Annotated in this window: 12 protein-coding genes; 10 read left to right on the top strand and 2 right to left on the bottom strand. The window is 50.0% G+C overall.

Annotation, left to right across the window (positions count from 1 at the left end; genetic code table 11):
• Positions 1-15 precede the first annotated feature (15 nt).
• From ACJJJB_RS08355 to ACJJJB_RS08320, 8 genes are read left to right on the top strand one after another with little or no spacing between them, the layout of a single operon-like run.
• Positions 16-1,326, top strand: a complete 1,311-nt coding sequence (locus tag ACJJJB_RS08355) for a Ni/Fe hydrogenase subunit alpha (RefSeq protein ID WP_445366048.1) — start codon at positions 16-18, stop codon at positions 1,324-1,326.
• Positions 1,304-1,807, top strand: a complete 504-nt coding sequence (locus tag ACJJJB_RS08350; RefSeq protein ID WP_445366047.1) for a hydrogenase maturation protease — start codon at positions 1,304-1,306, stop codon at positions 1,805-1,807. Before ACJJJB_RS08355 ends, ACJJJB_RS08350 begins: the two co-directional genes overlap by 23 nt.
• Complete coding sequence (locus tag ACJJJB_RS08345; RefSeq protein WP_282953498.1) at positions 1,789-2,061, top strand: hydrogenase/urease maturation nickel metallochaperone HypA; 273 nt, start codon at positions 1,789-1,791, stop codon at positions 2,059-2,061. Before ACJJJB_RS08350 ends, ACJJJB_RS08345 begins: the two co-directional genes overlap by 19 nt.
• Positions 2,051-4,357 carry a carbamoyltransferase HypF gene (gene hypF / locus ACJJJB_RS08340; RefSeq protein ID WP_444901577.1) on the top strand — a complete coding sequence of 769 codons (2,307 nt, stop codon included), beginning with the start codon at positions 2,051-2,053 and terminating at the stop codon, positions 4,355-4,357. The genes ACJJJB_RS08345 and hypF overlap by 11 nt, the downstream gene beginning before the upstream one ends.
• A 5-nt stretch (positions 4,358-4,362) precedes the next feature.
• Positions 4,363-4,611, top strand: a complete 249-nt coding sequence (locus ACJJJB_RS08335; RefSeq protein ID WP_445366046.1) for a HypC/HybG/HupF family hydrogenase formation chaperone — start codon at positions 4,363-4,365, stop codon at positions 4,609-4,611.
• Positions 4,608-5,738 (top strand): hydrogenase formation protein HypD, encoded by a 1,131-nt coding sequence (hypD, locus tag ACJJJB_RS08330; protein ID WP_445366045.1) that lies wholly within the window; start codon positions 4,608-4,610, stop codon positions 5,736-5,738. Before ACJJJB_RS08335 ends, hypD begins: the two co-directional genes overlap by 4 nt.
• Positions 5,701-6,738, top strand: a complete 1,038-nt coding sequence (hypE, locus tag ACJJJB_RS08325; protein ID WP_026305020.1) for a hydrogenase expression/formation protein HypE — start codon at positions 5,701-5,703, stop codon at positions 6,736-6,738. Before hypD ends, hypE begins: the two co-directional genes overlap by 38 nt.
• A 45-nt stretch (positions 6,739-6,783) precedes the next feature.
• Entirely contained in the window at positions 6,784-7,416 is a 633-nt protein-coding gene (locus tag ACJJJB_RS08320) for a LysE family translocator (RefSeq protein ID WP_020412779.1), read from the top strand.
• 3 nt (positions 7,417-7,419) lie between these two features.
• On the opposite strand, the gene ACJJJB_RS08315 is transcribed toward ACJJJB_RS08320, so the two are convergent.
• On the bottom strand, positions 7,420-7,989 hold the full coding sequence (locus ACJJJB_RS08315; RefSeq protein WP_020412778.1) for a carboxymuconolactone decarboxylase family protein: 570 nt from the start codon (positions 7,987-7,989) through the stop codon (positions 7,420-7,422).
• A 184-nt stretch (positions 7,990-8,173) separates the two neighbouring features.
• The gene (locus ACJJJB_RS08310; RefSeq protein WP_020412777.1) at positions 8,174-9,526 is read right to left on the bottom strand and encodes a hypothetical protein; all 1,353 of its coding nucleotides are present in this window, start codon (positions 9,524-9,526) and stop codon (positions 8,174-8,176) included.
• A 538-nt stretch (positions 9,527-10,064) separates the two neighbouring features.
• Between ACJJJB_RS08310 and ACJJJB_RS08305 the strand changes: the two genes are divergently transcribed.
• Both ACJJJB_RS08305 and ACJJJB_RS08300 read left to right on the top strand, forming a co-directional pair.
• Positions 10,065-10,787, top strand: a complete 723-nt coding sequence (locus tag ACJJJB_RS08305; RefSeq protein WP_445366044.1) for a hypothetical protein — start codon at positions 10,065-10,067, stop codon at positions 10,785-10,787.
• Positions 10,788-10,900: 113 nt separating this feature from the next.
• Entirely contained in the window at positions 10,901-13,633 is a 2,733-nt protein-coding gene (locus ACJJJB_RS08300) for a cation-transporting P-type ATPase (RefSeq protein WP_445366043.1), read from the top strand.
• Positions 13,634-13,749: the final 116 nt, after the last annotated feature.

Raw genomic sequence — 13,749 nt, 5'->3', positions numbered from 1 at the left:
AGGAGTTTATGAAGAGTGTCGGGTAAAGGCAAAACCATCAAAGTTGATTATCTTGCGCGGGTTGAAGGCGAGGGGGCGCTCTTTATTCGATACGATGATGATCAAGTGCACGATGTTCAGCTGAAGATCTTTGAGCCTCCGCGTTTTTTTGAAGCCTTCTTGCGCGGACGTGATTACACTGAGGCTCCCGACATTACTGCCCGCATATGTGGCATCTGCCCAGTGGCCTACCAGATGAGTGCCCTACATGCTATGGAAGATGCTCTGGACTTGGTGCCCACGCCAGAGCTAAGGACCCTGCGCCGGTTGCTCTACTGCGGGGAATGGATTGAGAGCCACATGTTGCATGTCAGTATGCTGCATGCGCCAGACTTCCTCGGTTACCCCAGTGCTGTAGCTATGGCCAAGGATCACCCGGAGATAGTCCGCCAAGCTCTCGAGATAAAGAAAGCAGGCAATGCGCTGCTGCGACTGCTTGGAGGGCGGGAAGTCCACCCGATCAATGTCCGGGTTGGAGGCTTCTATCGAACACCTACTCCGGAGCAATTCGAGAGCTTGCGCGAACAGCTATTGGCCGCTCGTGATTTAGCCGAGCAAATGTGTCGATGGTCAGCTAGATTGCCATTCCCGGAAAACAACCAGGAGTTTGAGTTTGTTTCCTTAGTCAATCCAGACGAATACCCGATGAATGAAGGTCGCATTCAATCGAGTAGGGGACTGGATATTTCAGCAGGTGACTATGAGCAATATTTTCGTGAAGAGCAGGTACCGCACAGCACCGCTCTTCACAGTATTCTGATCGAACGCGGCGCCTACCTGGTCGGGCCAATGGCGCGCTTCAATCTTAACTATTCCCGCCTCTCTTCGAGGGTCAAGCAAGTGGCAGAAGAGCTGGATTTTAGGCCGCCCTGCACCAACCCATTCAAGAGCATTGTGGTGCGTTGCCTGGAAGTGCTTTATGCCTTCGATGAGGCACTGCGGATTATCGAGAATTACCAGCCTCCAGCCCATCCCTACCTCACCGTCAAACCACGGAAGGCCAGTGGCTGCGCCGCTACCGAAGCTCCACGTGGACTTTTGTACCACCGCTACGGCATCAACGCACAGGGCAAGATAACCCACGCAAAAATTGTTGCTCCCACCTCACAAAACCAGAAAACAATCGAGCAAGACCTGCGCCTGATGCTGCCAAAGTTTATGCACTTGCCGGAGGACCAGTTACAAGGTTTATGTGAGCGCGCCATTCGTAACTATGACCCCTGTATTTCCTGCTCAACCCACTTCCTGCAGCTACATTTGCAACATGACCAACCAGGAAGTCTCTGAACGCTGGTTACTCATCAGCCTGGGCAATCGCTTTCGCAGTGATGATGGAGTAGGGCCCTTTTTACTTCAAAAGTTAAAAACGTCCCTAGGCCATGCTGCAGAATTCTATGAAAGCGGCGGGGATATGGTTGGTCTACTGGGGCAGTGGAAAGATCGCCGGGTTTGTCTGGTAGATGCGGTTCAAGTGAGTGGGCGGAAGCAGGGAGATTTAATCCGTGCCAATGGATTGGCAGACTTGCTGGCCCCCAGCTTGTGCAATACCTCCAGTCATGGCTTCAACCTGAAAGAGGCCATAGAGCTGGGAAAGAATGTGCGGTTACTGCCCCGACGGCTGGAGATTTTCGCTATATGCGCAGAGAACTTTACCTGCGGTAATCGCCTCTCGGCTGAAGTAAAGAGGGGGGCAGTTCTGGCGGAGCAACAAATCACTGAACTTGTACAGGCTGACAATGGAGGTCAGCAATGCACGAACAATCACTGATTAAGAACCTGATCGAAAAGATTCAACAGCTTTCCGCCGATGAAGATGGCAAGGTCGTTGGGGCTAAGTTGCGCCTTGGGGCACTGGCACATATTTCACCAACACACCTTCGCGAGCACTTCGAGCAGGAAATTTTCGGTACTGCCCTGGAAGGTTTGCGCCTGGAAATTGAAGTACTCACTGATATCCATCATGCCGAGGCCCAGGACATTATCCTGGAGAATCTTCAGTTCGAGGCCAAGGATGGACAATGAACGCCAGCAAGTAGAAATTACAGGTTTGGTGCAGGGGGTTGGGTTCCGTCCATTTATCTATCGCTTGGCCAGGGAATGTAAACTCAATGGTTGGGTGGTCAACCATAGTGGTGGCGTACGGCTAGAGGTAGAAGGCGATCCCCTGAATATAGCGGATTTTTTGCGCAGGGTCCCGGAGGAAAAACCACCTCACAGTCAAATCCTTAGTGTCCTCACCAAACTCGTTCCTATAAAAGGGGACAGCGGGTTTGAGATACGTGCAAGTGCAAAGCATGCAGAAAAGTCCACCCTTATCCTTCCGGATCTAGCGCCGTGCAATCACTGCCTGGCCGAATTGGCAAACCCCAACGACCGGCGTTATAACTATCCGTTTATCAACTGCACCCTGTGCGGCCCACGCTTCAGTATTATCGATAAGCTCCCCTATGATCGGGCCAATACCACCATGTCTGCATTTCCCCTTTGTCACAGTTGCCACAAAGAATATACAGACCCTTCCGATCGCCGTTTTCATGCTGAGCCCAATGCCTGCCCGGAATGTGGCCCGCAACTGGAATTATCTGATGGCACAGGCAAAGTGCTGGCTCCAAATGAGCACGCTCTGGAACGAGCCGTGACGGAGATATCCAGCGGACAGATCGTTGCGTTAAAAGGTGTTGGTGGCTTCCAATTGCTTGTAGATGCAGCTGATGGCGCAGCACTGGAGAAGCTGCGTAAAAGGAAACAGCGTCCACACAAACCCTTTGCGCTTTTATATCCTTCACTGGAAGCCGTACACCGGGATTGCGAGGTTTCCAAAGTGGAAGCCGACTTACTTACGTCTCCCGAAAGGCCGATTGTTCTACTAGCGGCAAAAGCTGATGCCGGGCAGCGAATACATAACCTGGTAGCTCCTGATTCCCCAGAATTGGGGGTGATGCTTCCTGCTTCGCCTTTGCATCAGCTCTTGGTCCAGACATATGGTGCACCGCTGGTTGCTACCAGTGGAAATCTGGCCGATGAGCCAATCTGTACTGAAAATAATGAAGCACTGACCCGGCTTGGCAAAATTGCCGATTGTTTCCTTATGCATAATCGCGGGATTTTGCGCCACCTTGATGATTCCGTACTCAGGGTGATTGATAATCGTCCTGTCATGCTGCGCCGAGCCCGTGGTTTTGCGCCTCTTCCACTCATGCGCCCACAAATTACGCAGGAAAGTACTGAGCACCCAGCCATTTATCTGGGGTTGGGAGCAGATCAAAAAAATACAGTGGCCCTATCTCATTCCGGTTGGATCTATTCCAGCCAACACATTGGTGACTTGGAGAACGCCACCAGTGTTGAGCGCTTCGACAAAACTATCGAGGATCTGACTGCCTTTCAGCAGTGCGAGCCACATACCCTGGTTCACGACTTGCACCCCGGCTTTAACTCTCATCGCTGGGCGCTTAGTAAGCCAACCCCAAAACTCGGTGTGCAACATCATATTGCGCACTTTTTCTCCTGTATGGCAGAGCATAACCACAGTGGCCCCGCACTTGGTATTTGTTGGGATGGCACTGGTTATGATATTGACGGTGTGGTTCGCGGAGGCGAGTTCCTTTACTGGAATGGCGATTCTGACGTCAAAAATATTGCCAGCCTGCGGACTTTTCCTTTGCCTGGTGGTGAGAAAGCCGTACGTGAACCACGACGGTCCGCAGCCGGGCTATTGTACGAAATATCCGGCTTCGTGGCCCTGCAGCACGATTTAATCAAACGTTGTTTTTCCCGCGGTGAGCGGCAAAACCTGGTCACTATGTTGAAAGGGGAAATTAACAGCCCACAATGTAGCAGTGCCGGCCGTTTATTTGATGCTGTTGCCGCTCTGCTTGGTCTCAGAAGCCATACCAGTTATGAAGGGCAGGCTGCACAGGCATTGGAGCACTCGGCTCGCGGTATCCAAAGCCGCGATGCCTATCCATTTGATCTGCAAAAACGGGGCAACCGCTGGCAACTAGACTGGGCACCCAGTGTCAGTGCGTTAATTTATGATGAAGGAAGATCCTTACCGCAGCGCGCAGTGGCATTTCACAATACCCTGGCCCAGATGATCCTGTCTGTAGCTGGAGAAGTTGCTGAGCCGCAAATTTTTTTGTCGGGTGGGGTTTTCCAAAATAAACGGCTGACAGAAACGGTTACCTCTCTGCTTCAGCGGTACAACTTTACGGTGCACTCCCACAGCCAGGTACCTCCAAATGACGGAGGTATTGCCCTTGGCCAGGTGTACTATGCCCACTGCATGGCCGCTGCCGGCCAACCACTGGGAGGTTAAGCACTATGTGTCTGGGGGTCCCCGGCCTGGTAGAGGAAATCACCGGCAACTCGCCGCTGGAGCGCATGGGCAAAGTACGATTCGGCGGTATAGCACGGGAAATCAACTTATCGCTGGTGCCCGATGCACAAGTCGGTGACTACGTGATTGTCCATGTGGGAATCGCTATCAGCCAGATTCAGGAAGCAGAAGCCGAGCGGGTGTTTCGTTACCTGGATGCTCTGGACGAGTCAGGCACCCTGGAGAGGCCATGAAATTCCTTGATGAGTATCGCCAAAGCGATAACATTCGGAAAATAGCTACAGAAATCCGCAAAATCACCACAAAGCCCTGGACGCTAATGGAGGTCTGCGGTGGCCAGACCCATGCGATCGTCAGACATCGTTTGGACCAACTACTCCCCAAAGAGCTGGAGCTGGTTCATGGTCCCGGCTGCCCGGTTTGTGTGACCCCTCTTGAAATGGTCGATCGCGCAATTGCCATTGCATCCATACCTGAAATTATCTTCTGCTCATTTGGAGACATGTTGCGCGTACCGGGTTCGGAAAGTGATCTGCTTGCAGTCAAAGCCCGGGGAGGCGATGTCAGAATTGTCTACTCACCACTACAAGCAGTGCAGATTGCCGAGCAAAATCCATCCAGGGAAGTGGTCTTTTTCGCGGTAGGGTTTGAAACCACTGCAGCAGCCAATGCGATAGCGGCTTCCCAAGCCCTACATAAAGCACTGGATAATTTTTCCATGCTTGTGTCGCAATTTCTGGTTACACCAGCAATCGATTCCATTTGCTCCTCACCAGAATCGCGTGTGCAGGCTTTTCTCGCAGCGGGCCATGTTTGCTCAATCACCGGTTATGAGCGATACCTGCCACTCGTACAGAAGCACCATATCCCTATTGTTGTTACCGGATTTGAACCTCTTGATATCCTTGAGGGAATCCTGATGTGCATCAGCCAACTGGAGCAGGGTGCTTACCGCGTACAAAACCAATATCTGCGCGCGGTAGAGCAAGCTGGCAACCGGCAAGCACAGGAACTGATAAGGAGAGTTTTTAAGGTTTCAGCGCAGCAATGGCGTGGTGTTGGCTGGATTCCCCAGAGCGGCCTTGTGTTTAATGATGCGTTCGCCGCACTGGATGCCAAGTCAAAATTTGATCTCATACGCATTAGCACTGCCGAGTGTCATCAATGTATCAGTGGCGAAATTATGTTGGGCCAGAAAAAACCCAAAGATTGCCCCCACTTTGGAAAGGGGTGCCGCCCGGAGCAGCCTCTGGGTGCTCCAATGGTCTCTTCAGAGGGCGCCTGCTCCGCCTATTATCGCTACAGCCAACAGGAAAAACCCCGTGAACATCCAGTGTCCGTTGCCCACAAAAACGGATGAGATCGTCAAGCTTGGCCACGGCAGTGGCGGAGAGATGACGCAGCGTCTGCTTAAAAACTATATCCAGCCATTATTTAATAATTCCTGGGTATCGCAAGCCCATGACAGCGCAACTCTTCCCTGGGATGCCGATAGGTTGGTCTTTACCACCGATTCCTTTGTAATCACTCCACTATTTTTCCCCGGCGGCAACATCGGTGAGCTAGCGGTGTATGGCACCGTAAATGACCTGGCAATGGGAGGAGCTGAAGCGAAGTTCCTCAGCTGTGGGCTCATTTTGGAAGAGGGACTGCCATTGGCAATACTGGAAAGGGTGCTGATATCAATGGCAGAAGCAGCCAGTAAAACCGGAGTGAAGCTGGTTACCGGCGATACCAAAGTGGTGGAAAGAGGCAAAGGTGACGGTATCTACATCAATACCAGTGGAGTCGGCGTCCTGGAGAGCAATCAATCTATAGACCCCAGTCGTATCCGCAGTGGGGATCTGATTCTGCTTTCGGGAGATATTGGTCGTCATGGAATCTCCATAATGGCCAGCCGCGAAGGCCTTGAATTCGAAAGCAGCCTGGCGAGTGATTGTGCTCCCCTCAACGGCGCTGTATCCAAACTGCTGCGGGCCGGGGTTGAAATCCACTGCCTGAGGGATCTTACTCGTGGCGGATTGGCTACTGCACTGGTTGAATTGGCGGAGAGTTCCAACAGGAGCTTTGTATTGGAGGAAAGCAGCATCCCCATTAGTGAGGCAGTGCAGGGAGCCTGTGAAATACTGGGGTTAGATCCACTTTATGTTGCCAATGAAGGGCGCTTTGTAGCCATCATTCCCGAAAGCGCTTCCGAATTGGCTATCGCAACCCTGCGGGAAACTGACGTGGGTACGTCTTGCGAAATCATAGGTCGTGTTGAAGGCGAGGGCTACGCCCAGGTAATACTGCGGAACAGCCTGGGTTGTGACCGTTTGTTACAGCGATTACCCGGAGAACAGTTGCCGAGGATTTGTTAAACGCTAGAATCGCTGGCAGGGAAAATTGCCAACTGATAACGCACAATGACTATCTCAGCTTCCTTTGCTTTATTCGCTTCAATGCTGGTGCTAGCCCTTATTCCAGGGCCTGGCGTGTTGGCAGTGATATCCCGCAGCCTTACATTAGGCCTGCGTCAGGGCCTGATCGCTGCAGCCGGAATTGTTGCAGGCGATTATTTATTTATCCTATTGGCTCTACTAGGGCTAAGCACATTGGCCGAGGCCATGGGTAGCCTCTTTGTCATCATTAAATATGCGGGAGCGGCATTCCTTATCTGGCTCGGAGTGAACCTGATTCTCACTTCTGGTAAAGGGAAGGCCATCAAAAATGAAGAGAAAGTACCAGAATCAAGTGGTGGCGGTATCTTTTCGAGCTTTTTGTTAGGCCTGCTAACAACCTTGGGCAACCCGAAGGCTATCCTTTTCTATGCGAGCTTTTTCCCAGCATTTCTCGACCTGACCAGTGTTACTTCAACCGATATCTTCGCTATCTTCACGATAGCAACATTGTCAGTGGGCAGTGTTATGGCAGGTTATGCCTACTTTTCCATCAAGGCAAAGCTCTCATTCGGAAATTCAAACAAGGCGCCTGCTCTGAAGTGTGGTTCAGGAGCTTTATTGATTAGTAGTGGAATTTTTGTTGCAGCCAGAGGCTAAGACCTAAGTATCTTCACTGGGAATAGCAACATCAAAGCCATTTAGAATCGCTGATAACTGGTGATATCCAGCTATCAGGAAGATCAGCTCTGCAGCCCCATCTTCCCCAAATTCGTCCACTGCCATTATCCAGGTGGCCTCAGGAAGCCTGCCTCCAGAGGCAAGCGAGGTAGCAATGCTGTAGGCGATCCCTTCATCCCGGGTCAGGTCGTGGGGACGCTGCCCTGCAGTAATGGTGGCAATTTTATCCGAATCCAAGTGAAGGCTTTCACCGATAGCAGTGTGAGAATAGAGTTCATATCCCGCCTTAAAGTGAGCGCCGGTGGCTAGGATGGCAACTTCCCGAGCCAACTTTGGAAGCTTGGGTTTAGCGGCAATGGCTTTGATATTTTCCCACCAGGGTTTGCCAAATTGCGGATAGTAGAGAGCCGGTGCCCAAGGGCCAAGCAGAGCACCATCCCTACGTTTTTTGACGAATCCAGAGAAGTAGCCACTCATTTCATCGCTCATGTCGTCGTAGAGAGGTATCTGCTCTTCGTTAAGATCATCTGGAGAGATAGCGGGAATACGCATAGATGAGTTCCTTAGAAGTCGTGCCTAGTCCTTAATTTTGATTGGATAAAGTCTAGCTGGCGAATTTTAAGGATAACGACAAATATCTCGCCTCTTAACTCTCTCGCATATGAGGGTGAAAGAAGGGGGGAGGGGTTAGAGAGCCTAACCACATGGTGGTGGTTAGGCGAAGAACATAAAGTTATTAGTAGTCGACAGTTGTTATAACGAAGTCACCTTCCGACGTACCCTCGCTATCCTGGTCGGTGTAAGCAATCCAGGCAACCGTTTCACCAGCAACCGCTAACTTATCCTTTAATGTTAGGGATTCCACCATATTGCGCGGCACGTCAAAATGCCATTGGGAGCCCAGCGCCTGACACTCACTCTCTCCATCTGGCCATGCGCCTTTTGTTGTTGTCAGTGACCACATAAGGGGATAGTCTGCGGCACCATCATCCTTTAGATCGTCTGCATGCAAGGCACCATTTAAACGTCTTTTGCAGGCAAATACACTGGTTCGGTCGCACCGGCGGTCATTGAAGCGCCCATCACTTCTAATAGCGGCGCAGTCCTCACCTGTGCCATGGTCATTGGGCTCACCCTCGCCCCAAGACCATAGACCTTTATTTTGAAACCGGCTATCTGTGGCACTGACATCGTAGTGCTCTACCGTGTTGATGCCATCATCCCAATTGTCCAGGCTATCATCGTCGCCACTTTTCCAGTGCCGGTTCAATCCGCCCCAGCCATCAAATACTACATCGAATGTTTCATGATTATCATCGGTATCGCTGTCATTTTTTGTCCAGAAAAATACGAATCTTTTCTTGCCATTCAGGCCATCATGCTGCCGAATTTTTTCTCTTGATAGCTCACGGGAAGGAAGTGAGGTTCGCTTGTGATTAGCCACTTCAAGGCCGTTGGGAAAGTCCTCTTTATAGTCTTCCGGTGTGTAAATATAATCCAGGCCAATTTGGCTGATAAGATGATTTTTAAAAGTGGTTTGAGCACCAGAGGATACTGCATTTTCTATATGTACTATTACTGTTCGATTAGTGCCGTGTTGGTCTTGCTTATAGGCCCAGTCTCTCAAATCTCCCAGTACTGTTGCAATGGGGACACGCTGAGGGTCGAACCAGAAGTTACAATAAAATGATCCATGACAAAAAACCTGTTCACCACTGAATTGATGTAAATCCAATTCTATAATTTCCGCCCCAACATCAATCTGATCTTTTACCCTAAGGGATTGTTCTGCACCGACCCAGATTGCACCATAAGCATCAGAGTTATAACTATTATGTGTCGCCAATACCTGGGTGTAGCGAATGGGTGTTGAGTATGTAAGACGTCGCTGAAGCTCTAAGGCGTATTTAGCGTGATCATCGGTGCGTTGTTCAGTTTCATAATCGTAATAGAGATTGAACTGCACCAACATTGTGTACGGATCAGTTTCCGCTACAAGTGGCGAACCCATAAAAACAGTACTGACCATTAATGCCAAGCAAACCGATTGCAAGCGTCGAAACAACCATATTATGCGGATATTTTTCATTATTATTCCTGTTATTTTATTAGTGATTTCTAAACAGCTCTTACTGTGCTGTCTCATATGACTATTAAATGCTTATAGGTATTTGCTGTCGGTAACATTCGAAATGTCATACTGTATGACCGAAAGTACAACTGCCTTAACAAGTCGATACCTACAACTGAGATAATATCTAAAAGAGTCTGCAAAAAGATTAACTCACCCTGGAAGGTTTTTAGGTTTTCGTGAGAACTATTTCGCAAAATTAATATATAAAAAGAGAATATGAGTAATAACCAAGCTTCGCTTTCAATAAAAACTCTCCGTCAGTCTAATCTGGAAAGCCTTCCCTCTATCACTCAGTCTTTGGTTCTCAATAAGTAAATAGTGGTTGAACGTAAGGTTGAACATTAGTTTTGTCGGCAGGCAAATTGTAATCTTATAATTAGAGTTAGAACTTTCGAGCCTTTAAAGAGTCCTATCTCCAAGCTTACCGATCATCAGTTGCCTTTTGAAACAAGGATTTTGATCAAATTTACTGAGTATTTGGCCCACGAAGTAAATGGATTTAAACATAACGGCTTCTTTGTGCAGCAATAGCAAGACAACAGTAAATGCCTGGCGACTGGCTATATCATTGGTTATTGCTGTTGCTGTGCATATAGGGCTGCTCATTATACCGATGTCAATTGCACCAGATACGTCACCAGGCATTGCGTCTCCGCTTGAAATCAACTTGTTGGCGAATAAGAAAATAGAAGTACCCAGAGCGGATGACACCGAACTACCTCCTTCCCATATAAAACCCCAGGAGCTTGAGGGTTATACTACGGAAACAACCGGCAACAATGTAATAGAGGTAACGCCTTCGACACCTAATATCAATGGCGGATCAATAACCAATGCAGATTCCTCTTCAACAATCAGTAAGCAAATCGATCAGCCGCAGAATCCTGATCACCTAGGTATGGAAAAGCCGACGCCAACATTAGAAGCATCTGGCGACTCTGAAGCCAGAAGCCAGCCCACAGTTTTTGATCCGGTTTTAGAGAGAAAGTTAGCGCAGCAACGCAATAGAGTTCGGCGGCTTGAACGCACAGAAGCCATGTATACAACGACTACAGGCACTTTTGTTGAGGTTGGGGACCGATGTTTTAATGTTAAAGACTTGCCACCTGGAAACACAAATAGCGACTTAAATCCATGGTTTCGGGCTAAATGCCCCGATAATTCCAGGTCCAAGGCAGAAATTGATCGGCTGGCAGAGAAATATGGAATTCCTTAAATCTGCAGATAGACAACTCTAGCTCATGCACCCTGTATGTTGCACAGCCCAGAAGGCTTCAGGTTATTGCTATTCTCAGCCGGAGATAAAATGGAATCCACCAGGGATTCGAGATGAGACCTGAGAAGAATTGGCATGCGTTGCCACAAAATGAAGTCCTTTCCGAACTGAAGACGACTTCAGCAGGTATTAGCGAAAGTGAAGCACTCGCAAGGCTCAAAATCTATGGGGCCAATCGCTTGCCAGCACCACCGAGGAAGGGGCTGCTGCGACGTTTTTTCTCGCACTTCGACAATATACTGATCTACGTCCTTCTGGGGGCTGCGTTTATCACCAGCCTGCTTCAACACTGGGTGGATACCGGGGTAATTCTCGCCGTGGTTGTCGTCAATGCCATTATCGGCTTTATTCAGGAAGGCAAGGCTGAAAAGGCGATGGATGCTATCCGGCATATGCTGGCACCGCGGGCTGGGGTATTGCGTGGTAACCAGAGATATACCGTTGATAGCGAGAAGCTGGTTCCCGGCGACATAGTATTACTTGAAGCTGGTGATAAAGTACCAGCGGATCTTCGGCTGTTGAAGACTCACGGTTTGCAGATCCAGGAGGCAATACTGACAGGGGAGTCTCTTGCCGTAGAAAAACGAACCAATCCGGTTGGCATCGAAACTGCACTAGGTGATCGTACCTGTTTGGCCTACAGCGGTACCAATGTTACCAGCGGGCAGGGCATGGGCGTGGTAGTAGCGACCGGAGCCCAAACTGAAGTCGGGCGTATCAGCAGTATGCTTGCCAGGGTCGAAACCCTGACAACCCCATTAGTGGAGCAGATGGGAATATTCGCCAAATGGCTCGCATTCTTTATCCTGGCAGTTGCCGCGCTCATCTTCGCCTTCGGGCTATTTGTTTTACATCACGATTTTTCCGAATTGTTTATGGCCGTCGTGAGTCTATCGGTGGCAGCCATACCGGCGGGCCTGCCGGCAGTATTGACCATTACGCTGGCAGTTGGCGTGCAGGCCATGGCGAGACGAAATGCCATTGTCCGCCGTCTTCCAGCCATTGAGACGTTGGGCTCGGTTTCGGTGATCTGCACAGATAAAACCGGAACCCTTACACGCAACGAGATGAACATCGTATCGGTGATCACGCTTCAGCACCGGTATACCGTAGAAGGCGTTGGTTATGAGCCACTAGGGGATATCTCAAACGAGAATAGTCCGACCTCCATATCAGGCCCTTCGCCTTTGCTCGAGTTGGCCCGCGTAGCAACCCTATGTAACGACGCAGAGCTTAGAAAGCTCGAAGGTGTCTGGACTATTGAAGGTGACCCTATGGAGGGTGCGCTTCTGGCGTTTGCCGCCAAGGCAGGAATGGATGGCGGGGAGGCGCGCCATCAATGGACTCGCACAGATATCATTCCCTTTGATTCCGCACACAAGTTCATGGCCACCCTGGACCATAACCATGAAAACCATGCGCTAATCGCAGTAAAAGGGGCACCAGAACAGATTCTGGGGATGTGTGAAAGCAATCGTACCGCTGAGGGAGGCACTGCTCCGCTGAATGAGGCTTATTGGCAGGAATGGGTAAATGAACTTGCAGCACAAGGCTATCGGGTGCTGGCCTTGGCCACCAAGCCCGTAAAACCTGAACATACCGTATTGGAACAAACTGACCTGGATAATGCGCTGATCTTTCTCGGCCTGGTTGGCTTGATTGACCCACCCCGCCAGGAGGCGATTCTGGCAGTAGCGGAATGCCAAGGGGCCGGTATCCGAGTGAAGATGATCACTGGTGACCACAAGGCGACCGCCATAGCTATTGGGCAACAGATAGGTCTGCAAAACACTGAAAATGCGCTGACCGGTGTGGATATTGATAATCTCGACGATACGGTACTGGGAACAGAAGTGTTGAACGTCGACATCTTTGCCCGCACCAGTCCCGAACACAAATTGCGACTGGTAACTGCCCTGCAGGCCCACGGAATGACCGTTGCCATGACCGGTGATGGTGTTAACGATGCGCCCGCACTGAAGCGTGCCGAAGTCGGCATTGCGATGGGCAAAAAAGGGAGTGAGGCAGCCAAGGAAGCTGCGGAAATGGTGTTGGCCGATGACAATTTCGCTTCAATTGACGCCGCCATACGTGAGGGGCGTACGGTTTATGACAATATCAAAAAGGTAATCAGTTGGACCCTTCCAACCAACGCTGGGGAGGCCTCAACCATTATTGTGGCGCTGATGTTTGGTATGGTGCTGCCGATAACACCTATTCAGATTCTGTGGGTGAACCTTATCACTGCGGTCACTCTCGGTATTGCCCTCGCTTTCGAGCCGACCGAAGAAAATACCATGTGCCGCCCACCTCGTCCTCGCAGCCAGCCACTGCTCACAGGCATACTGATATGGCATATCGCACTGGTGAGCATCCTGTTTCTTTGCGGCGTATTCGGGGTCTACACCTATGCAATTGAGCGGCAGTATTCCCTCGACCTAGCTCGTACTATGGCAATGAATACACTGGTGGTAATGGAAATATTCCACCTTTTCTTTATCCGCAATATGTACGGTACTTCCTTAACATGGAAAGCGGTATGCGGAACCAGGGTCATATGGTTAGCGGTGATCGTAGTTACCATAGGTCAGTTCGCCATCACCTACTTCACGCCTTTGCAAGGCATCTTCTCCACCGAAGCCGTATCTCTACAGGATGGGATACTTATCGTTAGTGTAGGTGTTGCGCTGTTTGCAATTATCGAGATTGAGAAACAGATTCGAATACGCCTATCCCGTCCCTTGGATACCGGTGGTTCTCATCAAGGACCCGAGCTCGAATCGTGATATCAGAAATGACGTTGGTCAATGGGCTTTATCTTATCTAAAATCTGCTTTCGATTGGAATTGATTGATATGGTCAATGTATATGCAGTAATTTTCTCTGAGTGATGCTTATCTCC

Source organism: Microbulbifer variabilis (assembly GCF_052468405.1).
Note: the sequence above shows the minus strand (reverse complement) of the source record. Positions and strands in the feature narration are given on the sequence as shown.

Excerpts from the sequence above, each read along its gene's own strand:
- ACJJJB_RS08350 (WP_445366047.1), top strand. The coding sequence starts at position 1,304 with ATGACCAACCAGGAAGTCTCTGAACGCTGGTTACTCATCAGCCTGGGC.
- ACJJJB_RS08345 (WP_282953498.1), top strand. The coding sequence starts at position 1,789 with ATGCACGAACAATCACTGATTAAGAACCTGATCGAAAAGATTCAACAG.
- hypF (WP_444901577.1), top strand. The coding sequence starts at position 2,051 with ATGGACAATGAACGCCAGCAAGTAGAAATTACAGGTTTGGTGCAGGGG.
- ACJJJB_RS08335 (WP_445366046.1), top strand. The coding sequence starts at position 4,363 with ATGTGTCTGGGGGTCCCCGGCCTGGTAGAGGAAATCACCGGCAACTCG.
- hypD (WP_445366045.1), top strand. The coding sequence starts at position 4,608 with ATGAAATTCCTTGATGAGTATCGCCAAAGCGATAACATTCGGAAAATA.
- ACJJJB_RS08320 (WP_020412779.1), top strand. The coding sequence starts at position 6,784 with ATGACTATCTCAGCTTCCTTTGCTTTATTCGCTTCAATGCTGGTGCTA.
- ACJJJB_RS08315 (WP_020412778.1), bottom strand. The coding sequence starts at position 7,989 with ATGCGTATTCCCGCTATCTCTCCAGATGATCTTAACGAAGAGCAGATA.
- ACJJJB_RS08310 (WP_020412777.1), bottom strand. The coding sequence starts at position 9,526 with ATGAAAAATATCCGCATAATATGGTTGTTTCGACGCTTGCAATCGGTT.
- ACJJJB_RS08305 (WP_445366044.1), top strand. The coding sequence starts at position 10,065 with ATGGATTTAAACATAACGGCTTCTTTGTGCAGCAATAGCAAGACAACA.
- ACJJJB_RS08300 (WP_445366043.1), top strand. The coding sequence starts at position 10,901 with ATGAGACCTGAGAAGAATTGGCATGCGTTGCCACAAAATGAAGTCCTT.